This window comes from Crateriforma spongiae, from assembly GCF_012290005.1.
Taxonomy (GTDB): domain Bacteria; phylum Planctomycetota; class Planctomycetia; order Pirellulales; family Pirellulaceae; genus Crateriforma; species Crateriforma spongiae.
Map to the genome: position 1 here is coordinate 339382 of NZ_JAAXMS010000001.1, position 26996 is coordinate 366377.

General features: G+C 58.6%; 23 protein-coding genes. 16 read left to right on the plus strand and 7 right to left on the minus strand.

Annotated features, from left to right (window positions below; all coding sequences use genetic code 11):
• The first annotated feature begins 261 nt into the window (after positions 1-261).
• Positions 262-1986 carry a c-type cytochrome domain-containing protein gene (locus tag HFP54_RS01290; RefSeq protein WP_168563780.1) on the plus strand — a complete coding sequence of 575 codons (1725 nt, stop codon included), beginning with the start codon at positions 262-264 and terminating at the stop codon, positions 1984-1986.
• Positions 1987-2010: 24 nt separating this feature from the next.
• Here HFP54_RS01290 and ilvD read toward each other — a convergent pair whose 3' ends face one another.
• Complete coding sequence (gene ilvD, locus HFP54_RS01295) at positions 2011-3690, minus strand: dihydroxy-acid dehydratase (RefSeq protein WP_146411813.1); 1680 nt, start codon at positions 3688-3690, stop codon at positions 2011-2013.
• 356 nt (positions 3691-4046) lie between these two features.
• Between ilvD and HFP54_RS01300 the strand changes: the two genes are divergently transcribed.
• The 7 genes from HFP54_RS01300 (at position 4047) to HFP54_RS01330 (ending at position 12233) form a co-directional block, all read left to right on the plus strand.
• A complete protein-coding gene (locus HFP54_RS01300; protein ID WP_168563781.1) occupies positions 4047-4724 on the plus strand; it encodes a 3-keto-disaccharide hydrolase in 678 nt (225 codons plus the stop codon).
• Positions 4721-5377, plus strand: a complete 657-nt coding sequence (locus HFP54_RS26065) for an HAD family hydrolase (RefSeq protein ID WP_168563782.1) — start codon at positions 4721-4723, stop codon at positions 5375-5377. The genes HFP54_RS01300 and HFP54_RS26065 overlap by 4 nt, the downstream gene beginning before the upstream one ends.
• Before the next feature lie 150 nt (positions 5378-5527).
• On the plus strand, positions 5528-7171 hold the full coding sequence (locus tag HFP54_RS01310) for a Ppx/GppA phosphatase family protein (protein WP_168563783.1): 1644 nt from the start codon (positions 5528-5530) through the stop codon (positions 7169-7171).
• 149 nt (positions 7172-7320) lie between these two features.
• Positions 7321-8589 carry a protein-L-isoaspartate(D-aspartate) O-methyltransferase gene (locus tag HFP54_RS01315; RefSeq protein WP_146411819.1) on the plus strand — a complete coding sequence of 423 codons (1269 nt, stop codon included), beginning with the start codon at positions 7321-7323 and terminating at the stop codon, positions 8587-8589.
• 236 nt (positions 8590-8825) lie between these two features.
• The gene (locus HFP54_RS01320) at positions 8826-10250 is read left to right on the plus strand and encodes a TIGR03000 domain-containing protein (protein WP_168563784.1); all 1425 of its coding nucleotides are present in this window, start codon (positions 8826-8828) and stop codon (positions 10248-10250) included.
• A 196-nt stretch (positions 10251-10446) separates the two neighbouring features.
• A complete protein-coding gene (locus HFP54_RS01325) occupies positions 10447-11244 on the plus strand; it encodes a hypothetical protein (protein ID WP_168563785.1) in 798 nt (265 codons plus the stop codon).
• Complete coding sequence (locus tag HFP54_RS01330; protein ID WP_168563786.1) at positions 11241-12233, plus strand: HTTM domain-containing protein; 993 nt, start codon at positions 11241-11243, stop codon at positions 12231-12233. The genes HFP54_RS01325 and HFP54_RS01330 overlap by 4 nt, the downstream gene beginning before the upstream one ends.
• Before the next feature lie 46 nt (positions 12234-12279).
• On the opposite strand, the gene gpmI is transcribed toward HFP54_RS01330, so the two are convergent.
• Entirely contained in the window at positions 12280-13887 is a 1608-nt protein-coding gene (gene gpmI / locus HFP54_RS01335; RefSeq protein WP_168563787.1) for a 2,3-bisphosphoglycerate-independent phosphoglycerate mutase, read from the minus strand.
• Positions 13888-13947: 60 nt separating this feature from the next.
• Positions 13948-14148 (minus strand): hypothetical protein, encoded by a 201-nt coding sequence (locus HFP54_RS01340; RefSeq protein WP_168563788.1) that lies wholly within the window; start codon positions 14146-14148, stop codon positions 13948-13950.
• A 1-nt stretch (position 14149) separates the two neighbouring features.
• Here HFP54_RS01340 and HFP54_RS01345 point away from each other — a divergent pair, with 1 nt between their 5' ends.
• The 4 genes from HFP54_RS01345 (at position 14150) to HFP54_RS01360 (ending at position 17686) form a co-directional block, all read left to right on the plus strand.
• Entirely contained in the window at positions 14150-15568 is a 1419-nt protein-coding gene (locus HFP54_RS01345; RefSeq protein WP_168563789.1) for a phosphoglucose isomerase-related protein, read from the plus strand.
• A 3-nt stretch (positions 15569-15571) separates the two neighbouring features.
• Complete coding sequence (trpA, locus tag HFP54_RS01350; RefSeq protein ID WP_168563790.1) at positions 15572-16384, plus strand: tryptophan synthase subunit alpha; 813 nt, start codon at positions 15572-15574, stop codon at positions 16382-16384.
• A 295-nt stretch (positions 16385-16679) separates the two neighbouring features.
• On the plus strand, positions 16680-17081 hold the full coding sequence (locus HFP54_RS01355; protein WP_206035950.1) for a hypothetical protein: 402 nt from the start codon (positions 16680-16682) through the stop codon (positions 17079-17081).
• A gap of 173 nt (positions 17082-17254) precedes the next feature.
• Positions 17255-17686, plus strand: coding sequence for a hypothetical protein (locus HFP54_RS01360; protein WP_235951175.1), 432 nt, complete (start codon positions 17255-17257; stop codon positions 17684-17686).
• An 88-nt stretch (positions 17687-17774) separates the two neighbouring features.
• Here HFP54_RS01360 and HFP54_RS01365 read toward each other — a convergent pair whose 3' ends face one another.
• Together HFP54_RS01365 and HFP54_RS01370 are read right to left on the minus strand one after the other, a co-directional pair.
• Complete coding sequence (locus tag HFP54_RS01365; RefSeq protein WP_146439314.1) at positions 17775-19160, minus strand: ATP-binding protein; 1386 nt, start codon at positions 19158-19160, stop codon at positions 17775-17777.
• A 362-nt stretch (positions 19161-19522) separates the two neighbouring features.
• Complete coding sequence (locus HFP54_RS01370) at positions 19523-20053, minus strand: MaoC family dehydratase (protein ID WP_197136167.1); 531 nt, start codon at positions 20051-20053, stop codon at positions 19523-19525.
• A gap of 579 nt (positions 20054-20632) precedes the next feature.
• On the opposite strand from HFP54_RS01370, the gene HFP54_RS01375 reads away from it, so the two are divergent.
• The 3 genes from HFP54_RS01375 to HFP54_RS01385 all read left to right on the plus strand — a co-directional run bounded on the left by HFP54_RS01375 (position 20633) and on the right by HFP54_RS01385 (position 24096).
• Positions 20633-21787, plus strand: coding sequence for an FG-GAP repeat domain-containing protein (locus HFP54_RS01375; protein ID WP_390656503.1), 1155 nt, complete (start codon positions 20633-20635; stop codon positions 21785-21787).
• Positions 21788-21857: 70 nt separating this feature from the next.
• Complete coding sequence (locus HFP54_RS01380) at positions 21858-22220, plus strand: nucleotide pyrophosphohydrolase (RefSeq protein ID WP_168563792.1); 363 nt, start codon at positions 21858-21860, stop codon at positions 22218-22220.
• Between the two features lie 121 nt (positions 22221-22341).
• The gene (locus tag HFP54_RS01385; RefSeq protein ID WP_235951176.1) at positions 22342-24096 is read left to right on the plus strand and encodes a flagellar basal body P-ring protein FlgI; all 1755 of its coding nucleotides are present in this window, start codon (positions 22342-22344) and stop codon (positions 24094-24096) included.
• Between the two features lie 96 nt (positions 24097-24192).
• Here the strand turns inward: HFP54_RS01385 and HFP54_RS01390 are convergent, their stop codons facing one another.
• Both HFP54_RS01390 and HFP54_RS01395 read right to left on the minus strand, forming a co-directional pair.
• A complete protein-coding gene (locus HFP54_RS01390; protein ID WP_146411847.1) occupies positions 24193-24618 on the minus strand; it encodes an RrF2 family transcriptional regulator in 426 nt (141 codons plus the stop codon).
• A gap of 19 nt (positions 24619-24637) precedes the next feature.
• Positions 24638-25471 (minus strand): phosphoadenylyl-sulfate reductase, encoded by an 834-nt coding sequence (locus HFP54_RS01395; RefSeq protein WP_146411849.1) that lies wholly within the window; start codon positions 25469-25471, stop codon positions 24638-24640.
• Between the two features lie 257 nt (positions 25472-25728).
• Here HFP54_RS01395 and HFP54_RS01400 point away from each other — a divergent pair, with 257 nt between their 5' ends.
• On the plus strand, positions 25729-26964 hold the full coding sequence (locus tag HFP54_RS01400; RefSeq protein WP_168563793.1) for a hypothetical protein: 1236 nt from the start codon (positions 25729-25731) through the stop codon (positions 26962-26964).
• The last annotated feature ends 32 nt before the right edge of the window (positions 26965-26996 follow it).

A 26996-nucleotide genomic window follows, 5' to 3' on the forward strand; every position in this document is an offset into this window, starting at 1 on the left:
GTATCATCAACGCTTTGACGGACATTCGTTGCGACCGAATCAATCTTGTTTGTCTTCCTGCCGAAACACGTGGTGATTCGGTTGCGGACTGCAAAAAATTGGCAGACTTTCCGCTCCATCCGCCGATAGTCAAAGGCGGACGTGGGATCGGGCAATGGGGGCTGAATCGGATTCGACGGGCTCGGTCGAGCACAATTAGAATCGATTCGCGTTACAAACTGCAGTATTCGTCCGCTTCTCGTGATTATTCGAACGTGGTTCATGTCGTTTTTACGGATCTCATCACAGCCAGGGACCAGTTGCGTTTTGGCATGGATGGTCTTTTTTTGCCTCGCCTATGACGCCACCGCCCAGACTGCAACCGAAGGACTAGCGACGGCCAAAGACCAGTTGGCGAAAGCCGCGGTGGCCTATCGGAACCGTGAATACGTCGCTGCCGGTCAAGCTTTGGTGACCGCTTCGTCCACCCTGCACGCGACACTGGCCGAAACGGAACCCGCCCAGCGTGAAGCGGTGTTGGAACAGGCCTCGGATTTGTTGTCTCGCATGCGAAATGCACACGTCATGCTGCAATTGGAAGGCGTCCGGTTGCCACCGATTCGCATCGATGATGGTACAGCATGGTGGCAGGAAGAACCGGGGGTTGCACCGGAGGTCGCTATGTTGCCGGGGGCTGAATTGGACCCCGACGCTTCGCTGGCCTCATCTTTGCCCGAAAAGGAAATGGAAGCGACGGCGACGTCCGACGACGCACCAGCCATGGCTAGCAGCAACGGCGATTCCGCGACGGGCGACGCCGAAGGTGAATCCGGCATGGTGTCCTTTGTTCGTGATGTGGCGCCCGTTTTGATTGAACATTGCGGCGGTTGTCATGTCGGTGGCGGGCAGGTGCGCGGCGGGTTGAACATGAACACCTTTGCCGGATTGATGCGTGGGGGCGATGAAGGCGACACGGTGATCGCCGGCAGCGGCGACGAAAGTGGTTTGGTGTTGCGGATGCGTGGCGAAGGCGGTGACTTGATGCCGCCCGGTGGACGGCCACGCGTTCCCGAAGAGTCGATTCAGTTGATCAGCCGCTGGATCGACCAAGGTGCCAAGGACGACGCGGTTCGTCCCGGCCAAGATTTGAAGACGGCATCGATGCAGGCATGGGCGTCATCGGCAACCACCGACCAGCGAAACGAGCGAAGGCGGCAACACGCCGATGAGTCCTTACGGATGGTTGCGCCCGATGGCGTGGCAACGGTGGAGTCGGACCACTTTTTGGTCATCGGTCCGATGACCGAAAGGCGGCTACAGGAAATTGGGAAGGTGGCCGACGGACAGATGAAAGTCGTGCGTTCGGTGATCCCGGCGGCATCCGGGACGGATAAAGGCGAGTACTTTCGGGGCCGCGCGACTCTGTTCGTATTTCCGCGACCCTACGAGTACGCGGAGTTCTCCAAGATGGTTGAACAACGCAGCATTCCCGCCCAGTGGGTTTCCCACTTTCGATCCGACGCCATCCTGGCGTATGCGTCGTTGGTGGTGACGCCGGATTTGGATGATGAAGGGCTGCGAGACCGCTTGGCCGGGCCGCTGTTTTCCATGGCGATGGCGACGCGGGCCGCCGACGTGCCGGAGTGGCTGGCCGGTGGTGTGGGCGAATCGATCGCCAATGACCGTGTTCGAAAACTGGACCGTGACAGCCGCAGTCGTTTGTTGGCGGCCCAACGCGAAGCGGCGATCGCCGCCAAGAATGCGGGCGACCTATTGCAACAACGTCTGCCGGCCCAGCAAGTTGATGCGTTATCGATCGCGGTGGCCGGTGCGATGATGGCACCGCCGCGACGCCGTGGATTTCAAACCATGATTCGGCAGATGAACGCGGGCCAGCCGTTCGAATCCAGCTTTCAAGGCGCCTATGGCGTCACCGTGGAATCCTTTGTGGACGCCTTTTTAAAATGGGCCAAGGGGCCGACACCGACCCCTTCGCCGCAACGGTAGCCATGCGCCGCTTCGGGCGATCGCCTATTCGTCGGTCACACAGCCTTCGCTGGCGGTCTTCACGTTTTTGATGTACTTGTGCAGGGTGCCACGAGTCGCTTTCAGCGGCGGTGCTTGCCACGTTGCACGCCGTACGTCCAATTCTTTTTCACTGACATCGACGTCCAGCGAATTCGTTTCGGCATCGATCGTGACAACGTCACCGTCCTGCAGCAGCCCGATCGGGCCACCGGTTTGGGCCTCCGGAGTGACGTGTCCGACGATGAATCCGTGGCTGCCGCCGCTAAAGCGGCCGTCGGTGATCATGGCGACGTCGCTGCCCAGGCCCGCGCCCATGATGGCACTGGTCGGGGTCAACATTTCCGGCATGCCGGGGCCGCCCTTGGGGCCTTCGTAGCGGATGACGACCACGTCACCTTTCTGGATTTGCTTTTGTTCCAGAGCGGCCAGCATCAGTTCTTCGCTGTCGAAGCACCGCGCCGGGCCGCTAAACCGCAGTCCTTCTTTGCCGGTGATTTTCGCGACAGCGCCTTCGGGAGCCAGCGAGCCTTTCAGGATTCGAAGGTGCCCCGATTTCTTGATCGGTGCGTCAACCGTGTGCACGATCGTTTGACCTTCTTTCAAGCCGGGCACTGAGTCCAAGTTTTCTGCCAACGTCTTGCCGGTTACGGTCAAGCACGATCCATCCATCAGCCCTTCTTTCAGCAAGTACTTCATGACCGCTGGGGTGCCGCCGATGCTGTGTAGGTCTTCTTGGACGAACCGCCCGCTGGGCTTCAGGTCGGCCAGGTAGGGAACACGATCGCTGACGCTTTGGAAATCGTCGATGGTTAGCGGCACGTCAACGCTGCGGGCCATCGCGATCAAGTGCAGAACGGCGTTGGTCGAACCGCCCAAGGCCATGACGGTGACCATCGCGTTTTCAAACGCCGTGCGTGTCATGATATCGCGTGGTTTGATATCGGCTTTCAACAGTTCCAGGATCGCTTCGCCGGCACGATGACATTCGTCTTTTTTGTCCGGGTCTTCGGCGGGAATGCTGGCCGAATAGGGCAGCGACATCCCCAAAGCTTCGATTGCCGTCGCCATGGTGTTGGCCGTGTACATGCCCCCACAAGCGCCCGCACCGGGACAGGAGCGTCGCACGATTTCTTGCCGCTCATCTTCGCTGATCTGTCCGGCGATGAATTGCCCGTAGCACTGGAACGCGCTGACGATATCTAATTTTTCGTCTTTGTAAGATCCCGGACGAATGGTGCCGCCATAAACCATGATTGCGGGGCGATTCAATCGGCCCATGGCGATCAGGCACCCGGGCATGTTTTTGTCACAACCGGGCAGCGCGATCAGCGCATCGTACCACTGTGCGGCCATGATGGTTTCGATCGAATCGGCGATCAGATCACGGCTTTGCAAACTGTAGGACATCCCTTCGGTGCCCATGCTGATCCCGTCGGAGACGCCGATCGTGTTGAACCGCATGCCGACCAAGCCGGATTTTTCAACGCCTTCTTTGACATCGCCCGCCAAGTCCAGCAGGTGCATATTACAGCTGTTGCCTTCGTACCACATGCTGGCGATACCAACCTGTGCCTTGTTCATGTCTTCGGACGACATGCCGGTGGCGTACAGCATGGCCTGTGACGCGCCTTGGCTTTTCGGTTGGGTGATTCGTGAACTGTATTTGTTCAGTGCTGTGGACATTGCGGCGTTGGGAGCAAAAAAGTGTGAAGGGAACGGGCGTCGATGGCCGGCGTCGGTGTGTTTGACGCCGGGCGGGGGCTTGCGATTATGGTGGGACCGTCCCGCCGAGCCAAGGACGGCAGCGACCAGGCGGAGTCGGCTGCAACAATGCTCGGCGTCGGCCACAACCATGCCAGGGACCCCACAGTGCTTGGGGATCGGTTAAAACGGCGTGTTCCAGGTGACCCTGTCCCGCCGGTTTGGGTTCGCCTGGCGAAATTCCGATGTGTTGTCGGCAGTGGCAATTTTTCAGTCGGCGGCCCGCCGTGCCTCCGCGGACGCAGCTTATTCGTTTTCCAGTTTTGATGGTGTTCAGCATGCGTTTTCAACGTCGTTGGATGATGGTTTTCGTGTCCGGCATGCTGCCGTGGGTGGTGTTGATGTGCGCGAACACCACGGATGCCGATTCGCCCGTTGCCACGGGCGATTGGATCGGGTTGTTTGACGGCCACAGCTTGGACGGTTGGGAAGGCGATCCGCAGTACTTCCGAGTCCAAGACGGCTGCATCGTTGCCGGGACGTTGAAGAAAAAGATCCCGCATAACTATTTTCTTTGCACCCGCGAATCCTACGGGGACTTTGAACTGAGTTTCGAAGCCAAGCTGGTCGGCGAAGGTAAAAACGCGGGCGTGCAGTTCCGTTCGCAACGAATTCCCGACGAAACCGAAGTGCGCGGATATCAAGCCGATATCGGCATTGCTTGGAAGCGTCCAGTTTGGGGCGCGCTGTATGACGAATCACGACGTCGCAAAATGCTGGCCGAACCCGACGCCGAGTTGGCCAAGTCGCTTGTTCGTCCCGGCGAATGGAATGAGATGCGTGTGATCTGTCGCGGCGATCGCATTCAGATCTATTTGAATGGGACGCAAACCGTCGACTATCGCGAAGACGATGATACAATCGAACGCACCGGAGTGATCGGCTTGCAAATTCACAGTGGACCGCCGACCGAAGCCTGGTACCGCGAAATCCGATTGCGAAGACTGGATCCGTGAATTCAAGTGATATTCGAATCGTCTATTTCGATTTGGGGAACATCCTGTGTGCTTTTGATCGCTCATTGGCTTCGTCCAACCTGGCTGGATTATTGTCGGTCGATCTGGCAGCAGCTGATGACGTGTTGCACGGGGCGGATCTGCAGGAACGATTTGAGCATGGAGAGATCACCGGGGCACAATACGCCGAAGAGGTTTGTCGGCGCTGCGGTCGTCCGGACTGGCTGAGTCAGGCCAAGGGCGGTGATCAAGCTGGCGTTGCTGCGGTATTGGACGCGGTCAGCGATATGTTTACCGCGGTTGACGGGATGGACCAGGTGGTCGTTCAAACGCGGGATCGGGTCGGTCGCGTCGGCATGTTGTCGAACACTTGTGAAGCCCACTGGGATTGGATCAATCGCCAAGCGTATTCGTTTCTGGATTCCGGTTTTGATCCGATCGTTCTTAGCTGTCGTGTGGCCAGCATGAAGCCCGACGCGGCGATCTATCAGGCGGCCGAATCGATGGCCGATTGCGGGCCGTCGTCAATCTTCTTCGTCGACGACAAACCGGAAAACGTCGAAGCGGCGCGACAACGCGGCTGGGTTGCCGAGGTCGCGATGGGGCTGGACCAGGTTCGCGACGCTCTGACGCGACACCAGCTGATCGGATAAACTTGTGTTGATCCCGGTTGGCGTAAAGAAGTCATCTGTGCATGCGTCTGGCCGGTTCGTGGCGGAACGGAAATTGCCTGTGATCTCACGGTCCGAATGAATTCGTCCGATCGTGGTTCGCTCTATCGAAGGGATGGTCAAAGAAACGCAATGGCAGATTCGCCCACCACCAAGAAACAAGCCACCCGCAAAAAGGGCGTCAAAAAGCGGAACGCCAAAAGTCCCGCGACGAAGAAAAGTGGTCGCGTCCGGCGTAGCGAGGTGGTGGCCGTGATCGATATCGGCGCGATCAGCATTCGAATGGCCGTCGCCGAGATTCACGCCGGTGGCGCTGTCCGGCAATTGGATTCATTGATCCAGCCGGTTGAACTGGGCCGCGATAGTTTCAACCAGCGTTTTCTGACACGTGGGACGATCGAAAAGTCGGTCGAGATCTTGCGACGCTATCGTCGAACTCTGTTGGAATATGGCATCGAAAGCACCGATCGCGTTCGTGTGGTGGCGACCAGTGCGGTTCGTGAAGCCAGTAATCGTCTGGCATTCATTGATCGCGTCTATGTGGCCACCGGGTTGGATGTCGAAGTCATGGACGAAGCGGAGGTCAACCGCATCACGTTCATGGGCGTGATGCCACACCTTCATTCCGCCGCATTCGAAGATCCACGCAAAGTCGTCGTGGTGGAAATGGGGGGCGGCAGCACCGAATTGCTCGTGATTCGTGGCGGTAACGTCCTGCACAGCGAATCGTTTCGACTGGGGGCGTTGCGTTTACAAGAAACCCTGCGGGGATCTCGGGCAACGGCTTCGGCGCGACGCGGCTTATTGGAAAGTCATATCAAACGCACGTTGATGCGCATGGCCGACCAGGTTCGCGTGGACGGGCCCATTCACTTGGTCGCATTGGGTGGCGATATGCGTTTCGCCGGTCACTGTTTGTTGCCTGACTGGGACGGCGTGTCATTGACCCGACTGGACACGGCGGATCTGCGCGCATTCGCCGACAAAGTCTTGCGGATGGACGAAGATCAAATCGTCAAGCAATACGGGGCCAGTTTCCTGGACGCGCAAACGTTGGGGCCGGCTTTGCTGACGTATTCGTTGCTGACCGAGCGATTTTCGCTGGACGAAGTCTATTTGTGCGAAGCCAATTTGCGCGATGGGTTGCTTCGTGATATGGCCAGCGGCGGTGACTGGACCAGCGAATTCAGGGACCAGACCATTCGATCGGCTCGGGCGCTTGGGCGTCGTTTCGATTATGACGAGTCCTATGCCAACAGCGTGGCCGAACTGTCACGGCGTCTGTTCACCGAATTGGCCGACGAACACAAACTTAGCCAGCGTTTCGAAGTCTTGTTGTACGTGGCTTCATTGCTGCACGAGATTGGATTGTTCATCAACGTTCAAAGCAATCACAAGCACGCCTTTTACATCATTCGAAACAGCGAATTGTTCGGGCTGTCCAAAAGCGAAAAGAACTTGGTCGGTTTGATCGCCCGATACTATCGCCGCGCGTTTCCCCAGCCGTCGCATGAGGTCTATCGCAATTTGAATCGGGACGACCGTGTGGCGGTAGCCAAGGCGGCGGCGTTGTTACGATTGGCCATTGCCCTGAATGACACTCGAAGCGGACGGATTCGAGAAATTCGCTGCTTGCGGGAAGAAAAACGGCTGGTGATCGTCGTTCCTGATGTGGAAGACGTATCACTGGAACGTTTGGCGATGCAGAAAGCATCAGGGCTGTTTCAAGAAATTTTTGGCGTGCCCGTGTTGTTACGGACCACGTCGACACGTTGACTGCGGGGATGATCCAACAGGCCGTCACGTCCATCGACGCGACGCGTGAACGGCTTGTTGGTTGGTCCCTTTTTTGATTCGATTGATCGTCGGTGCCATGTGGTGTCGCTCCCTCATTCGTTGCGTCGTTTGGTTGGTTTGAAGGAACAATGTCAATCAAGTCGATTTGTACCATTGCCAGTTTCGTTTGCTTGTCTGCCGTGCCCTTAAGCTTTGCCCATTGTGATGATGACGATCCATACGCCGAAGCGAGGCAGCGGTTGGTTCGCGACCGAATCGAAAACGCGGGGGTGACTGACCCGCGGGTTTTGGATTCGATCCGCCAAACGCCGAGGCACGAATTTGTTCCCGCCACGCAGGTTCCACGGGCTTATCTGGACATGGCACTGCCGATCGGCAGCTCGCAAACGATCAGCAGCCCCTTCATCGTCGCCATGATGACCGAGGCCATCGATCCGCAACCCACCGACAAGGTCTTGGAAATCGGGACGGGCAGTGGCTATCAGGCTGCGGTGTTAAGCCCGTTGGTGGATCAGGTCTATACGATCGAAATCGTGGACGAATTAGGACGCCAAGCCGCCAAGACGATCGAGCGATTGGGGTACGAGAACGTGCACACCCGAATCGGCGACGGATTCTTGGGTTGGCCTGATGCGGCGCCCTTCGACAAAATCATCGTGACCTGCAGCCCTGAATCGATCCCTCAGCCGCTGGTCGATCAGCTTCGCGAAGGCGGCCAAATGATCATTCCGGTTGGACAACGTTATCAGCAGTCGCTGTACCGCTTGGTCAAACAGGACGGACAGCTACAGCGCAAACGTTTGCGCCCCACGCTGTTTGTCCCGATGACTGGACAGGCCGAAGATGAACGCAAGGTCCAGCCCGATCCGGCAAACCCGTCGGTGGTCAATGGTGATTTTGAAGCCGAAGCTTCGGCCGGATCAACCGTCGCCGGATCCGATGCATCGAACGACGACTTCGTCCCGGGCTGGTATTACGGCCGCCAAGTCCGATTGCTGAAAGCCAATATTGACGTCGGCCAGGCCGATGAAGGTTCTGGGTTTGTCCGCTGCGAAAACGAGACCCCCGGGCTTAGCTCACACCTGTTGCAAGGAGTCGCGATCGACGGACGGCAGGTCACCACGATTCGCTTGTCCGGCTCGGTCCGCACCGACGCTGTGGTGGCGGGCGATGCGCCCGACGCGATGGCGATGATTGCGATCAGTCTGTACGACGATCAGCGTCGGGACTTGGGCACTTCCTGGATCGGGCCGTTCAAAGGTACGCGGCCGTGGCGAAAAACCAGCAAGCTGATTCGCATTCCCCTGCAGACTCGCGAGGCCATTTTGCGGATCGGACTGTTCGGAGCCACCGGAACGGCTGACTTCGATTCGATCTCAATCCAAAAGGTTCACTGAGCCCGTCGGACAACCGGGGGGCATCCCCCGACTGCGGCACCGGTGGTGGCCGGACATCGCTACAGTGTTCTCTATTTCGCCCAGGCCGCAAAAATCGCCTGAAATGCTTGATCCGACATTCCCCTTCGCTATCCTAACATGGCTAACGGGTGTGGCATAAGTTCGCAGAATTGATGTGAACGCGTGTGCGCATTCCATGGGATCGGAAACCAAACTTTATTCAGGCAAACAAGACGATGAAACAGCGTGGCATTCGAGCTTGGATTCGAATCTGTGCCGTTGTGGCGGCCTCGATTCCGTTTTCAGCGGCCCAGGCCGGTTACGGATCGTCCGGAGGCTATGGATCTTCCGGCGGATACGCTTCTTACGGCGGGTCTTCGGGCGGGTACGCTTCGTCGGGCGGATATGGATCCAGCGGCGGGCATCATCCGGTGTTGAGCCACTTGAAAGCAAAGATTGCTGCCAAGCGAGCGGCCTGGTACAGCAGTGGTGGTGCCAGCAGCGGCGGTTCATCCGGCGGCTATGCGGCCTACTCCTACTCGGCCAGCAGCGGTGGCGCCAGCAGCGGCGGACATGTCGGGCCGTTGCGTCGATTGGCCGATCACATTCATGCCAAGAAGGCGGCCATCCGTGCCCGCTGGGCGGGTGCCAGCAGCGGCGGCAGCTCTGGTGGGTACGCTTCTTACTCGTACGCTTATTCGGCCAGCAGTGGCGGAGCCAGCAGCGGCGGTTCATCCGGCGGCTATTCCGCCGCACGCGCGACCTACGGATCTTCCGGCGGCAGCAGCGGCGGATCGGTGTCGTCCTACTCCGCTCCCGTGGTCTCTGGCGTGATCCAATCGCCCAGTTATGAATCGTCTCAGATTCAAAGCGGTTACGAAATCCAACCGCAGATGTCGGCGCCAGTCGAATACGGCGCACCGGTGGAATACGGTGCTCCGGTCGAAAGTGGTGCACCGATGGATTACAGCGCTCCGGTGGATTCGTCCGCTCCCGGCGATGGCTTCGTTCCATCGGACTCGATTCAAACCCCCGACGTTTCGGCCGAAGGCGAATCGGACGCAAGCATCCAGTACGGATCGGCGCGGTTTGCTTCTACCAATTCACTCAGCGATGCGGCTTTGTTGACCGTTGCGGTTCCCAGCGAAGACGCTGTGTTGGAAGTCAACGGACATCGCACCCGTAGCGAAGGCGAAATTCGCCAGTTTTTGTCGCGTGGATTGAAGGACGGTTTTGTTTACACCTACGTCGTGAAAGTCCAGTACCAGCAAGACGGCCAGACCATCGAAGACACGCAAACGGTGAAGATGCGTCCGGGCGACAAGCAGCGACTGTTCTTCGATGCCAAGTCCGCCGAAGTTGTGGACGAAACCATTGTTTCGGAAGAGGCGGAATCGGTCGAAGAAACGGTCGTGACGATTCGTGTTCCCCAGGACGCGAAGGTCGTTCTGGCTGGCAATGAAACGTCGGGTCAGGGAGCAACGCGTACGTTCCGGACTCGGACGTTGAAAGCAGGTGAGGTCTGGGAAGACTACACGATCGAAGTGACCGTGGACGTCGACGGGACGCCCGTCACGCAAACGCGTTCGATCACTGTTCGCCAAGGACAGACCCACCAAGTGGATTTCGATTTCGACGCACAGCGTTTGGCCAGCCGCTAAGCGGGCCAAGCGTCCGATGTTAGCCGGCGTGTTACCTGGTCGTTGCCGGCGGTCTGGTCGTCACAACCAAACCAGGCGGCGACTTGCGATGATTTGACCGACCGATCACTGGTGGCATGTCGGCCATTGACGAAATACTTTGATGCCGCGTTCCGTTGTGGGACGCGGCATTTTTTCGTGCGACGGATCCATTGACGTGTCAAGCATCCAGCCAGCCAGCCAAGAAGAACCGGCACCGATTCGACCCGCGGTCAAGCGATGCATCAGTGCGTTGGTGGTGCTGCACGTGGGCGCCGTTTTCTTGGCACCGCTAAGTTTTCAAACGCGTGGTTCGCTGGGCAGTTCGCCGTCGGTCGATACGTTACTGATGCCGCTGCGTGGCTATGGTGAATTCCTGTATTTGAATCGCGGCTACGCGTTCTTTGCACCCGACCCCGGTCCCAGTCACTTGGTCCAAGCGGCGATTGGTGAATTGACCGATCCCGATCTGCAGGAGCCGGTTTATCCGGATTTGGATCGCGATTGGCCACGCTTGTTGTATCACCGGCATTTCATGTTGGCGGAGTATTTGACGGAGATTCACCACCCACCAGGACCGCCACCGGAGTTGAAAGAACAGGATCCCGCCGCAGCCGAGTTGTGGGAAGCGTCCCGGGCCCGCTACGAATACGTCCGCCAGTCCTATGTGCGGCATCTGCGGTCGAAGAATCCTGGACGCGTCGTTGCCATTCGACGGTTGGAGCACTTGCTGCCCAGCTTTCTGGAGTTTGATCCGGGGACGACGGATCTGCGGTCCGAGCAGTCGTATCGCGTGATGCCCGACCAGTGGGATCCCGTACCGATGCCCATGGCGGCCGGGGCAATCGCACCCGCGCCGGCTCCTGAACTGTTGCCCGAAACGGTTTCGCCTACGCCCAATTCACCTACGCCCAGTTCGCCCCCGCAGCCAACATCGCCCGCCGATGCCACCGAATCGGGAGTCGACGTTCGATGATCGGCGCAGCAATGGGTGAAATTCGGTCTTGGTTGCGTGATGTGGCCGCGGCTTGGGACAAATTCTGGTTTTGCGGACGAACCGGCGAAACGTTGGCTGTCATTCGCATCGCCACCGGCGTCATGCTGTTGTATTCCCATTTGGTTTTGGCCAAGGATCTGATGTCGTTCTTGGGGCCTGACGCCTGGATCGACAACGTGACCGCCAAGCAATTGCACGATGGTGCTTTTGGCGTCAGCGATTGGGCGCGTAGCTATCTTTGGCACATCGACAACGCATCGCTGTTGTGGGCCCATCAATTATTGGCAATCACCGCGTCGGCATTGATGGCGGTTGGTTTCCTGTCACGTCTGACGGTTCCGTTGGCTTGGTTTTTGAACCTGATGTACGTGCACCGTTTGACGGGCGCATTGTTCGGGCTGGACCAAATCATGACCTATTCGGCCATGTATTTAAGTCTGGCTCCTTGTGGTGCCGTCTGGTCGGTGGACGCTTGGTTGCGACGTCGCGGCAAATGGTCGGCAAAGATGCGAGACCGCTGGCTGCCGGCGAACCGTCCGTCCGTGTCGACCAACGTGGCGACGCGTTTGTTTCAGATTCACGTCTGTGTCATCTATCTATTTGGCGGACTGGCGAAGGCCCGCGGAGAAATGTGGTGGGACGGAACGGCGGTTTGGTTTGCGGTCGCCAACTACGAATACCAGTCGTGGGACATGACTTGGATGGGACGCTATCCCCGACTGTTTTCCTTGCTGACGCACACCACGTTGTTTTGGGAAGTCTTTTATTGCGCGCTCGTTTGGCCGCGTTTGACTCGCCCGATCGTGTTGGCGATGGCCGTTGCCGTGCACGGCGGGATCGCTTTGTTCTTGGGGATGATCACGTTCGGCGTGATGATGATTGTCGCCAACATGATCTTTGTTCCGCCGGATTTCTGGCGGCGTTTGATTGGTCGCGGTGTGCATGAAAAAACGCCGGTCAAAGCCTGAGCCCGACCGGCGTTGGATCGCGTTTTGATATTGGGGAAAGTCGCTTTTAGCTGACGTCGACCAACGATTCGCCGGTCATGTCCGCGGGCTTTTCCAAGCCCATCAAAGCCAGCACGGTCGGTGCGATGTCGGCCAGACGGCCACCTTCACGCAGCGATTTGCCGACCGAATCAGGGTCGACGACGATCAACGGCACGTCAAAGGTGGTGTGGGCGGTGTGTGGGCCGCCGGTTTCCGGGTTGGTCATCTGTTCGCAGTTGCCGTGATCCGCCGTAACGACCAGGGACCCGCCTTTGGCCAGGGTTGCCTTGACCAATTGGCCGACGCCATCGTCGACGGTTTCGACCGCTTTCACAGCCGCATCCAGGTTCCCCGTGTGGCCGACCATATCACCGTTGGCGTAGTTGATGATGATCATGTCGCTGCGTCCTGATTCGATTTCTTTCAAGACGATCTGGGTGACCTCGGGTGCCGACATTTCCGGCTTTTGGTCATAAGTCGACACGTCGCGTGGCGACTGGGCCATTTCATTGTTTTGGCCGTCGAACGGTTCGTCGCGATAGTCGTTGAAGAAGAACGTGACGTGGGGGTACTTTTCCGTTTCGGCACAGCGGAATTGTTTCAGTCCCAGCTTGCTGACGTATTCACCCAAGATGTTCGGCATCTTGGGTGGCTTTTCGAAAATCACGTTGACCGGCAACCCGGTTTCATAGCCCGCCATGGTGGCAAAATACAGGTTGTCGATCTTCTCACCACGGTCAAAACCACCACCTTGGATTTGCGACCACGCGTCGTCATCCAAGACAAACGCTTTGGTCAGTTCGCGGGGGCGGTCACCGCGATAATTCATGAAGACGACCGCATCGCCGGGACCGATCAACGACGGCTTGCCGTTGTAGGGGATGGTCGTGGCCGTGATGAACTCATCGCCACTGCGGCTGGGTTCGGTCGGGTTGTCGTAGTAATCACGGATGGCGTCGACGGCGGAGTCCGCGGTTTTTTCGGTACCCTTGGTCAGCATGTCATAGGCTTGCTGGACTCGGTCCCAACGAAAATCACGGTCCATGGCATAGAAGCGTCCGATGACGCTGGCGATGTGGCCGGCCCCCAGTTCCTGGCACTTCTGTTGGACACTTTCGACGAACGCGGCACCGCCGGTGGGCGACGTGTCACGGCCATCGGTGATCGCGTGGATCGCCAACCGGTCGTGTCCCAAGCCCGCATCCTTGGCGACTCGGATGAACGCATCGGCGTGGGTGATATCGCTGTGGACCCGTCCGTCGGACATCAGCCCCAGCAGGTGCAGGGTGCCGCCGGTTTCTTTGACATGATCGACCGCGGCATTGACGACTTTGTTTTCGAAAAAGCTGCCTTCACGAATCGCCCGTGTGATTCTCATCACTTCTTGATCGACGATACGGCCGGCGCCGATGTTTTGGTGTCCGACTTCGCTATTGCCCATCACGCCTTCCGGCAGACCGACGTCTTCGCCGGATGTGTGGATCAGCACGTTCGGGTATTTCTGCATCAGTTCGTCGGCCACCGGGGTATCGGCCTGCACGATGGCGTTGGCCTTGTCCCACTGGGGGTCGGGGTTTTGCCCCCAACCATCACGAACAATCAAAACGACGGGTTTGCGACGCAGGTCAGTCACGGCGGCGTGTCTCTTTCGCGAAGGACAAAATGGAATGGAAACTGATTTTCGCGGGGGAGTCTAACGCGCATCACCGGATTGTCCCACGAGTCCTCGTGGTGCCCGATCGGTTGCCGGGCGGGCGGTGGCGACGAAACGGGCCGCGTCGGGGGACCGGCCGCCGGTGTCGCGTCGGACGTAGGCTTCGGCGCGACGGTTCGATTCGCTAAGCTCTGCGGACTGTCCGCCCGAATTTTCCTGGTCCACAACGAGCGATTTCAAGATGTCTCTGTTGCAGTTCGATCCGTCCGGTTCCATCAACGACGACTACGGCGTCACCCAAGCCCAAATCGATTCGCTGGGTGACGAATTGGCGGCACTGCGAACGGAGATGGTGGAAACCGACCGCAAGCAATACGACAGCGGTGATATCCCCGCCGAAAAACAGCCTCTGGATGCTCGGTTTTTCTGGCTGCCCGAAGAACAATTGGAAGCCTATCAGAAGGATCGCGAAGCCAGCGAACTGGGCCGGATCTTCAAGGTCGCCAACGGGCTGCATGATTCGATCGATGCGGTGACCGTGCTGGGGATCGGCGGATCCTACATGGGCGCCCGCGCGATGATGGAAGCCTGCTGTGACCCCTACCACAATGAACTGACGCGAGCCGCCCGTGGCAGTAAGCCGCGGATGTATTTCGAGGGCAACAACGTTGACAACGATGCCGCCGATTCATTGCTGCGTCGCTTGCGGTCGGGCGGCTACGGCGATTCGGCGGCCGAGAAACGATCGGCCCTTGTCGTGATCAGCAAGTCGGGCGGAACGATGGAAACGGCGGCGGCATTCCGTTTGTTTCTGCCCGCGCTGGAATCGGAGTTGGGCGAAGAGGCCAAGGACTGGTTGGGCAAGCTGGTGGTCCCGGTCACCGGCGAAGGCGGCAAGCTGTTCAACTTGGCTCAGGAAATCGGTTGCGAAGAAGTCTTCAGTGTGCCCGATGGTGTGGGCGGACGTTTCAGCGTCTTGTCACCGGTCGGTCTGGTACCCGCGGCATTCCTGGGGCTGGACTGTATGAAATTGCTCGAAGGCGCCGTGGCGATGAACGAGCATTTCAAAACCGCCGACTACGCCGACAACGTCGTGCTGCAGTACGTCGCCGTCAATCATTTGCTGGCACAGCATCGCGGAAAATCGATTCGGGTGATGAGTGTTTGGACCAAGGCACTGGAATCGCTTGGATTGTGGTACGACCAGTTGTTGGCCGAATCCAACGGCAAGGATGGCAAAGGCGTCACGCCGCTGACCACGGTCAATACACGTGATTTGCACAGCCGACACCAACAGCATCAACAAGGGGCCAACGACAAAGTCTTCAACAACGTGATCGTTCAATCGGTTCGTACCGATGCGTTGGCCGTGGGGCACAGCGAGCGAAACCAGGACGGCATGAATGACATCGCCGAAAAAACGTTGCCCGAAATCATGTCGGCAGCCATCAAGGGGACCAACGATGCGTTGCACGCCGATGGTCGACCCACCACCGACATCATTTTGCCGAAGATCGACACCCATGTGCTGGGCCAGTTGTTCCAAATGCTGATGATCGCCACCGTGATCGAAGGTCGTTTGCTTGGGATCAATCCTTACGGTCAACCGGGTGTCGAACAGTACAAGAAAAACATGAATAAGAACTTGGGACGCGCCTGATCGATGTCGAAAGTTGACGAACTGTTCCAGCGTTTACGTGGTGATGGCCGTAAAGCCTTGATGCCGTTCATCACCGCCGGCGATCCGGATTTCGAAACCACTGCGGCCATCTTGAACGGGGTCAAAGCGGCCGGCGCTGATTTATGCGAAATCGGCGTCCCGTATAGCGACCCGATTGCTGACGGGCCGGTGATCCAAGAATCCTATCAGCGGGCCCTGGATTCCGGATTCCGTTTGGATGGCTTGTTCGATTTGCCGTCTCAAGTCCGCAATGCGGACGCCCAGCTGCCTTTGGTCACCATGGCCAGCTATTCGATCATCTATCGAATGGGGCTTCGGCAATACGTGCAGCGTGCGATTGACGCGGGCTACGCCGGAGCGATCGTTCCCGATTTGTTGGTCGAAGAAGCCGGTCCCTTGTCGAAGGTTTGCTCCGAACTTGACTTTTCTCTTGTGTTGCTGGTCACTCCCACGACCTCACGCGACCGCCAGATCCGCATCGCCGAATCGTCGACCGGTTTTCTGTACTTTGTGTCGGTGACGGGGATCACGGGGGAACGTGCCGCGTTGCCCGAAACGCTGGGGGAAAACGTGCGTTGGTTGAAGCAGCGCACTGAGCTGCCGATCTGCATCGGTTTCGGGATCAGCGGTCCGGAAACGGCGGCGCAGCTCGCTCCGGTCGCCGACGGTCTGATCGTCGGTTCGGCCGTGGTCCGGCGGATTGCGGCGGCATCGGATCGCGACGACGCCGTGAAACGGGTCAGCCAGTTTGTCGGCGAATTGCGAACGGCGATCGATTCGGCGCCGGTGGACTGAATTCTTTGCAAAAAGCGACCGGTTCGTCGCTGTTCCGGTGGTCGAATCGGCGATCTGTCGGTGCAACCGTCATAACTGTCACGGTCATTGCCCGTTAAAGTTTCTCCAGCCCGAAAGGTGCCCTGGTCCGGAAAGGTTTGCGCAATCTGCGTGCTACTGTTCTAACGGCCGGGGATTGTCGGCGTGAAACACTTCACCGCTGACGTCAAAGATTCCCCAGCCGTTCCGATCCGAAATCACTTCGAATCGCCGACGCATCATCGACGTCGGCAAAGCACGCACGAGGGGAATGCTGATGACCGCTTCGACCACCAACAACGACCAGTTTGCCGGCGAGATCTTGACCTTGGACCGCCGTCGTAAAGATCGACGGGCCGACAAAGTCGCCACGGTCGATGCCGAAGCTGGCAGCAAGACTCGTCGCAAGAAGCAGCGCCGTCGCCATATCGATCCCACGACTTGCGAGCGTGACTATAACGATCAAGAGATCGAATTCATGCGTGCGATGGACGACTACAAGCAAAGCAGTGGGCGGATGTTCCCGACGTGCAGCGAAGTCTTGGAAGTGGTGCGTTCGCTGGGATACGTCAAGTTGGACGACGAACAAATCGCTCAGTTGGGACTGGACACCGATATCGATGAAGATGCGGCCGATGTCGAAATGGACGAATCGGGTGAATCGGACGACCTGGCCTGATTCATCGATAGGAAACGAGCCGTTCGTAAGACGCCGGCGTCGAACGATCCGTCGGGTTTTGGCCGGCGGATGTGTGGAACGACCAGCGGACGTTTAGACTGATGCGGCGATGGGGGCGGTCTGGCCAACGGGCCAAAACGCTTGATCCGACATCAGGACATGGTCACTGGGAAATGATGCGACGTGCCATCGGCTATTTATGGGCGTCTCCCAACACGTTGGCCGCCGTCGCGATCGGCTTGCTACTTTGCGGACGCTTTCGCTGGGTCCAGGGCGTTATCGAAATCGATGGGCCGTGGGTGCTCCAGACGCTAAATCGTCTGCCCATCCAACCACGGGCGATGACGGTCGGCCATGTCGTCTTCGGAACCGACTTAGCTGCTTTGACGGTAACGCGTGCCCACGAACGCGTTCACGTTCGGCAATACGAACGATGGGGGCCCGCGTTCATCCCGGTCTACCTGGGCTGGTCGCTGTGGTTGCAACTACGCGGACGCGACGGGTATCGCGAGAACCCGTTTGAGGTGGAAGCGTACGCTGTCGATACGCCCGGTCCATCGATGCCCGATGCTGCAGACGAGGAAAGCGATCGTCGCTGGAGCTAGTCAAAGTGATTGATGGATTCTGTCAGGGCGATTGTCGATCAGCAGGCTGGAACAAGGCGATCGTGGGCAGGTCGCTCCGACGTCATATCTAACGTTCTTTCGGACGCATGCGGCTGGCGTGGGACCGCAGGCTTTGTGTCTGCTTGCGAAGTCTTGCTCCCATCCGCAGCATTTCTTCATCCAGCCGAGCCATGGCCACCGGTGAAGGTTCAAGCGGCTTGGTGCCCAGACGGACTTGATTGTGATCAAAGTGCCGCAAGTCGGTTTGTGACGAAAGGGTTTGACGCACCAACAGGTCGCTGATCCGTGACGTCATGCGACGCTGATCGACAGGAATGATCTGAGGATCGCTCCAATCCAGTCGAGCTTCGGGGACCTGTTGACGCACGGATTCATTCAAACGTTCCCAGCGTTCTTCCATCTGGTCGATCGACGCATCGAACACCCACACCCATTGTCGGTCACCGATGCGATAAACGAAGTCGAATGGCGATAGTCGTTCATGAAACAAATCGTCCAAGCGTGTTGCCAATTGTTTCGAGCACGTGGCACCCAGCGTCACGGTGCCCGCAATGACCTGATGCGGGGAACGCGGACGAATATCGTTCCAATTCAGCTGGACACGGTTTGTCCCACGCGATGTGGGCTGGGCCGCACGCGGTCGATCCAATCGAGTGATGTGACGCACGGAGTTGGCGGACGTCTTCTGCGGACGAATCGCATGAGTGCGGCGTGGTGCCACCGAGGGTGGGCGATACTGTAAACGCCATTCGCACCATGCTTTGGCGACTGAACGCGGACCGGACGCGGGGATGTTCAGCCCCGTCTCGGTACCAACGTTTGCATCGGAGATGATCGTCAGCGGCGAAAAATGCATGCCCGCCAACTGGCGACACAGCATCAGTCCTTGTGAAAAACTATCACCATCGCGAGCGTCGCTTTCCACAAACTGCTGCAGCTGGTCGGCGGACAATCCCGGGCCGCGATCAATGACTGACCATTGCTGACAATCGCCGTCGTCGCTGTGGTTCAATCGGACCAGTACGGGGTGCCTGCCGCGGGAAACCAAAGCCGATCGGGTGATCAGGTGGATCATCAGTGCGGCCAAAACATCTGGGTCACCAAACACGCGATGCGATGGATCGGTGCCACCGTCCCACAAGACTTCGGTCCCGTCAGGCAAGCACTGCGGAAGCGCCGATTCGATGCTGCGGCGAACGTCCGATGTGGCCACCCAACGCCGACGGACCGCTGGGATATCAAGGTCGTCCGCGTCGTCGGGATAGGCTTGTCGAATCAGTTGCTCCAGCCCATCACACTGACGCAGAACTTCATCCAAACATTCCGCCTGTCTCAATGACAGTGTGCCCAGTTCGCCGGCACGGACTTGCCGAACGGTTTCTCGGACACCCCGTAGCGGGCGTTGGACGTCGCCCAGAGTTTGTTGCAGCACCGCGTCGTGGCGTGACGACACAAAACTTCCCTCTTTGCGGCGGACGGGGCGCCGGTGACTCGTTGCCACTTTCGTAGCGGCGGGCGTTGTCGGTTCGATGGAATCTGAATGGTTCAAGTGCGACTTCACGGCAGCATACCCGACAGGTCGGAGGGCGGCCCACGCACCAGCGCAGGCGGCAACGACGAAACAGCCGCCCGGCGATGGCGGTACGTTTTCAGCTATCGACCGCACCGTCCCCGGTTATCCATCGGGTCGGACCGGATGACGACGACCTCGGTCCCGCGGCGAACTTGTCGCGACGAATCTGTCGGATACGACGGCTGTTTTTGCCGTTGCACCCAAAGAAGGTGCGACGAAGGTCGCCGACCGCGAAAGATCGCCTAGCGGGCGGGCAGCGTGCCGCGTTGTGAAGGTGTGTCGGTCGTATCGACGATCGCGGCGGGCGCGGTGCCGCGACGCCGTCGTTTGCTGGCGACCAAGGTGACCAAGAGCCCACGCTGGACCACTCGATCGGATTGATTGATTAGCTCACGCAACCAAGTCACCCGGGCGGCCCGCCGGCCATGCGGTTGGATTTCCGACACGGTCGTGGCGACCCGCACGCGATCACCAAAGTAAATGGGGGCTTCGAATGACCATTCGCTAAGCCCGGTCAAAGCCAAGGTGCTGACCCGAGGATGCTCGGTGCTCAGACCGGCCAAGACGCTTAGACCCAACAGCCCATGAGCGACCGGTTCACCGAAAGGTAGGCCGTGGCTGGAGGCGTCGCGATGAAGCGGATCGTGGTCGCCGGTCAATTCGGCGAAGTCGGCAACATCCTGTTCCGTGATGACCCTTTCGGGGCTGAACCATCGGTCACCAACGGCCAAGTCTTCGAAGTACAAGACATCCGTGGAGGTGGTAGCTTCCAAAACCAGCTCGATCGATTGAAGGAATGAAGCAAACGGATGGACAACGTTGCTGTCGAATCCAATGACCGCGGCGAGAAGTTTTCCGTCACCGCTGCAAGGGGGGAATATGAAGGAGCATGCCGATCTGCGAAACCGTCAATGGACGGAATCGTTTCAGATTGTTTGGCTGGGCACGGATTTTAGCGTCTAGCCAAAGGCTTTCGAATGGTCCCCCCGGTCGGGCTGTGAGGCATTGTGCCGTCCGTTCGACACGCCTGCAATGCAACGCGTGGTGTCCATAAAACGGTTATGATCGTTGGACCACGCGTCACCGATTCGGTCGAACCGCAATCGAATTGCCGGCTGTTTCTTGTCGGGAATTTTTTGCCCTGTTTGCCGCGTCCATTGCATCGGGTGACGGGTGGGCCCGCCCTGATCCGTGTCGACGCGATCTGCACCAACGCCATCCCCGCCCTTCCCATGAGGCCCGCTTCCGGGTTCCCACCGATGTGTCACTCTGCACCAAAGTTATTGTTGGCTCTGTCCCTGATTCTGGTCGGTTCGGTCCACGCCGCAGACATCAGTGAAAAGTCGACGCGAATGTCGTTCGCGATTCGACCCTTGGCAGTGGACGCCAACGAGGGCATCGCCGCCGGCGATGTGAACCGTGACGGCCACATGGATTTGGTAGCAGGTCGCAACTGGTACAGCGGTGTCGATTGGACCGCGCGTCCCTTGCGAACGATCGACGATTGGAACGGATATGTTCAGAGCAACGGCGACTATTTGTTCGACGTTAACGATGATGGCTGGCTGGATGTGATTGCCGGATCCTTCTTGCCGACCGAAGTCCACTGGTACGAAAACCCGGGTGCCGAAGGATTACGGTTGGGCCAGCAGTGGACCCAGCACTTGTTGGTGGACACCAAGAATTCCGCCAACGAAGGCCAGTTGTTTGGCGACATCGACGGGGATGGAACACCCGAGTGGATCGTCAACAGTTGGAAAGCTGAAACACCCACGACGATTTGGCGATTGGAACGCATCGAAGAGACGCCAAAAGCCGCCGGTTCTGCCGCAACAAAAAACGCGTCCGGCAAACAGTCAGCCAAGGCCAAAGGCAAACCGGCGCAGTACCAGATGGTTCCCCACGTCCTGGGCGACATCAATGGACACGGCGCGGCGATCGGCGACCTCAGTGGTGACGGGCGAACCGATGTCCTGGTCGGCCACGGATGGTATGAACAGCCTGCGGAAAATCCATGGGGCCAACCTTGGAAGTTCCATGACGCTTGGAAATTGCACAGCAGTCTGCCAATGGTCGTCGCGGACGTGGATTCCGATGGCGACAGCGATTTGATTTTCGGAAACGGTCACGATTTTGGATTGCAGTGGTGGGAAAACACCGGTGTCGATTCGGAGGGTGAATTCACTTGGCAAGAACACTTGATTGACGACAGTTTCAGCCAGCCCCATTGTTTGGCTTGGGTGGACTTGGACGGTGATCAACGGCCTGAATTGATTACCGGCAAACGGTACTTTGGCCACAACGGACGCGATCCCGGCGGGATGGACATGCCCTGTTTATACGCCTATCGCGTGGATCCACAGACTCACGAATTTCAGCGTTTGACCATCGACGAAGGGCACGTCGGAACCGGATTGCAGATCGTCGCGCAAGACTTGAATGATGATGGCGCGGTGGACCTGGCGGTGGCGGGGAAGAGCGGTACCTTTGTGCTGTTGGCCCAGTAGCAGCCGACGCTGAACACTTCGGTCGACGGGCAACGTCGACGTCAACTTTGATGGGTGGAGTCCAAAGGGCATGGATGTGGATACGGGGGCCGACGATGATTCGTGGACGTTGCGTGAAGCCCAGGATCAGGTCGATCAGTGGATCCGAACGATCGGCGTGCGCTACTTTGATCCGATGACCAATCTGGCCCAATTGGTCGAAGAGGTCGGTGAAGTTTCACGCATCATTTCACGGACTCATGGCCAACAGAGCTGGAAAAAAGACGCGACGCGCGGCAGCCTGCCCGACGAATTGGCCGACGTTCTGTTTGTCGTGATCTGCTTGGCCAACCAGTCGGGAATCGATCTGACCGGCGCTTTGCGGGCAAATTTGGACAAAAAGACCCGCCGCGACGCCGATCGGCATCGTGCCAATCAAAAGCTGAAAGACTGATTCGATCTTGCCACCGGGCGGTCCGCTGGAGTAGGCACACGGCAGGAATTTTCCGCACTCCGGACGGAGTGCGCTGAGATCAACGACGAATCCACGACAGCCGACTGGCAGGATGCCGAACATGTCGACCAAGTCCACCGCCGACGGATGCTGCAAAACGCCGCCGGTCGGTCTTCGCATGACACGCCGCAACGGCATCTTTGCCGCCGCGGCATTGATGATTGCCGGCACCAGTACGTTGGGCTGTTCATCGATGTGGCGCCGCGACGACGATGATTCGGCCGACGCCAAATTGGAAAAGTTGCTGAAGGTACCCAAGGCTCCTGACCTGGTGCGTGAAGCGGCCGTGCCCAAAGGTCTGCATTCGGTTCGTGTCGATGGCGTCGCTTTGGTGAATCGATTGGTCGCCACCGGTGGTGCGCCGGAACCGTCGATTCTGCGTGATGAATTGGTGGAACAAATGCGTCGTCACGACGTGGCGAACCCCAACCATGTGCTGGAAAGTTCGGAGACGGCATTGGTGGAAGTCCGCGGCGTGATTCCGCCAGGCGCCCGGACTGGAGACCCCATGGATTTGCTGGTCGTCGCTCCGGTGCAAAGTCATGTTCGTGATTTGCACGGTGGATGGCTGATGGAAACACGCCTGCGGCACCAACAGATGCTGCGAAATAGTCTGCGGAAAAGTGAGCCGTTGGCTGTCGGCCAGGGGCCACTGCTGACCCGAGCCGACACGACACCGGGGACCGACGACAGCTTGCGGACCAAAGCCATCGTGATTGCCGGTGGACGCGTGATCGAAAATCGAGACCTGGGCTTGATTCTGCGGCCCGAGTTTCAGCACGTCAAAATGGCCGCGGCGATCGCGCAAGCCATCAACCGGCGATTCTTTTTCTTCGATGGGACCGAGCGACGCGGTATCGCCGAACCCCTGGAAGACGACTACATCAAGATCGAAGTCCACCCGCGTTATCGCCGCAACCAGTACCGGATGATGGAAGTCGCTCGTGCCATCGGGGTCAAACCCGAATCGGCGGAAACGCAACAGCGTCTGGCCGACTTGGGGCAAAAGTTGGCCGATCCCGAGACATCGGCCGACGCGGCATTGCAGTTGGAAGGGATGGGCGAAAGTGCCATTCCCACGTTGGTCGACGCTTTGGAACAAGACAATCCCGAACTGCGATTCTACGTCGCCGAGGCGCTGGCGTACCTGGATCGTGATGAGGCACTGCCGCCACTGGAATCGGCAATCGCTGATTCACCCGCGTTTCGCTTTCCCGGATTGTTGGCGATCGAGGGGATGGACGGATCCGCGGCGGTGGAAACCTTGCGTCGTCTGATGGATCAGCCCAGCTTGGAAACACGCTACGGCGCCTTCTGTGCGATTCGTCGACGGCCCGATGGCGCATCGGTCCTGGCCGGTCAAAACGTCAGTGGACAATTTCGCTTGTTCACGGTGCCCTGCTCTTGCCAGCCGGCGATCGTGGTCTCGCTGCGCGAGTCGCCAGAAATTGTCATGTTTGGCCCCGACGAAACGATCGACGTGACGCACCCATTGTTCGGCCCTGGTGGTCTGTTGATCAAGCAAGATCCTGAAAACCCAGGTCAGCTGCGAATCAATCGATTCTTGCCGGGTGAAGACGATCGATTGGCCATCGTGCCCGCCAACCTGACGGCACTGATTCACGGGATTGCGGACGTCGGCGGCGGCTATGGTGACGTGGTCACGGTGCTAAGAGAAGCCAAAGACAGTGGGTTCTTGCAACAACAGTTGGCGATGGATCCATTGCCCGAGCCGATGCGCACGTACCACCGCGATGAAGCGGAAGACCAGGATTCGGTCGCCGATGACGAATCGTCGGCCGAGGTGGACGGCTAGTCAAGCAGCGATCGCCCGGTGATGGGCCAGCCTAAGTGATCTGCCAGCCCGGGGTGATATGCCGGCCCATGGCGAAAGTCCGGTGACCGTCGTGTATTAGATGTAAAACATCACGCCGTCGTCTTGTCGGCAACGACGCGACAATTCCGCCAACGTGATCTTGGCCAAAACATCACGCGCGCTTTGGGTCGCTTCGGCCCAGATGTCTTGCAATGTTTCTGCCGCGACGCCGGTCTGGCTTTCGCCGTGATCTTGGGTTTCCTGACATCCCACTTCATCGGCGATGTCCAGCACCGTGATCGATTCGGGATCGACCGCCAGACGATACCCGCCGTGACTGCCTCGAATGCTTTGAACCCAACCGGCGGCGCGAAGCGTCCGCAGGATCTGATTCAAGAAAGGTCCCGGGATCGCATGTCGCTGACTGATGTCACTGGCCGCCACGGGTGACGGATCATCCATCCGAGACGCCAATTCGACCAATGCCAAGCAGGAGTAATGCACACGTGCAGAAATGACCATCGAAGCACCTCGTTGCACGTCAGCTGCTGTGCAGCCCACATTCGGTTTTTTGAAACCCGCTCCAGCGCCCGGCGCGTTCGTCTTCGCCTGCCATCACCGCACGGGTGCATGGCTGGCAACCGATGCTGGGATAGCCACGATCGTGTAGCGGGTTGTACGGGATGTCTTCCTTGGTGATCAGCGACCAGACGTCTTTTTTGGTCCAATTCGCCAGCGGGCTGATTTTGACCAAGTGAAACTTCTTGTCCCAACCCACGATCGGTGCTTTGGCGCGGTCCGGGCTTTGGTCGCGCCGAATCGCACTGGCCCAAGCGTGCCAACCCTGTGCGGCGCGGTGCAGCACCTTCAACTTTCGTTCGAAACAGCAACGGTTCGGATCGGTCTGGTACATCGGACCGCCGTTGGCCTTTTCGAACGCTTCGACCGATAGCTCGGGCAGCTTGAATTCGACCTCAATGCCGTAACGCTCTTTGACCCGCTCGCGCAATTGCAGGGTTTCTTCGAATTGGTAGCCGGTGTCCAGGTTGAAGATCGGCGTTTCCGGGGCGATCTGCGCCAGCATGTGAATGATCGTCATCCCTTCGGGACCGAACGCCGTGGCCATCGTGAATTTGGGCGCGTATCGATCCACGGCCCAGCGAAGGATTTCCGTGGGAGTTGCCGATTCCAGCTGGCGGCTTTCCTTTTCCAATTCGTTCAAAAAATCCGTCGTCGGGGCCAGCGGAGGATCAGCCCCCAGGGCACCCGGCAGACCGTCCAAGCCCACCTTTGGATCGACCGTCGCGTCATAATCGCCCGGCAGGTCGGCGGGGGAAACCACCGGCAAATTTCGGTCGCTGGCAATCGGTGACATCGAATCAGGATCAAAAACAGGGGCGGATGAACGGGAAACTAGCCTCGGGCCGATCAACTCGGCCGGCCGTTTCCGGCCACCGATGCCTAAACAGTACCAATTCGACCAGAATGGTCAAGTATGCTGCTGGTAATGAAATTCGGACATTCCAATCGTTCGGACCAGTCGTTTTTTCACTTCGATCCGGTTTTGCGATTCTGCCCCACAGTGGAGCGGATACTCTGAAGGCGAGAACCTTTGACCGACGGTGCATTCCGATGAATTGGCAAACTTTGACACGAATGCTAGTGGTGGCGATCACGCTGCCTTTGTCGACGGCTGTTGCCGAACGAGTCGACCTGTACGTCGGTGGCGGCGTCACCGGCCAAACCAAGGTGGTCAGCGACGACAAGGACCGCCAGCAGGTCTGGGTGAAGACCGACCCGGATCTGGTCTTGGTGCTGCCGAAATCCCGTGTGCGTTCGATCGAGCCGGCGGACAAGTTGGCGGCGTATCAGCGATTTGCCGGCCAGACCGGCCAAGACGCCGAGCGACACTACAAGCTTTCGGTGTGGTGCAAGACCAACCATTTGCCGGAACAGGCGCGGTATCACCTGCAACGCGCGATCACCCTTAATCCTGATCACGTTGCCGCCCGCGCTTCGTTGGGTTACAAGCAGATCAACGGTCGCTGGACGTTGTTCACTGACTTGCAGCGGTCACGCGGCCTGGTCCACGTCGGCGGTAATTTGTGGAAAGCACCCGAACAGATATCTCGCGAAGAGGTCCGCAAGGAAACCGACAAGACCGCCAAGCAATGGAATCGAAAGCTGTCGCAAATGCTGGCGGCACTGAGTCGCGAGGAACCCGATGCGTGGGCCAATCTGGAAGCAATCGACGATCCATTGGCGGCCGACGCGATTGCCGATCAGTTGGAAAAGTCGCGGGGTGGCCGACAGCCACGCCGACTGCGAAGTCTGTGGGTGCGTCTGTTGGGCAAGCTGGATCACCCGTCGGCTCGCAAGGCTCTGGTTCGTGCGGGACTGGAAGAACCCGATCGTCGGCTGCAGCAAGACATTCTGGAACAGCTGCAAGCCAATGGTCGTTCCTCGGCCGTCGCATCCTACACCGACGTCTTGGTCAAAGCCGCCGCGGGGAAACACCCTGATGCAAAGGGGGTTTCTCTGGCTGCGACAGCACTGCAATCGTTTGTCGATCCCGAAATGGCGCTGGTTTGGGTCGATGCCTTGGTCACTGAGCACATTCGTGCGGCGCCCCAACAGCCTGGCATGACATTCGGATTCGGCGATACCGGGGCCAACGGCATGCAGGCCGGTAGCGCGGCGAAAGCAGAGATTCGCCGCAGTCAGAATGGCGAGGTTCGTAATCTGTTACGGATGATTGAACCGGAGGCCGATTACGGGTTTGACGAAAACGCATGGCGTCGCCATTTCGCACTGCAGCGATCACGTTACCAAGGCGATCTGCGTCGCGACGGCGAAGGGGTTCGCTAGAGGGTTTGCGGCTTGTTTGTCGAGCGACAGTC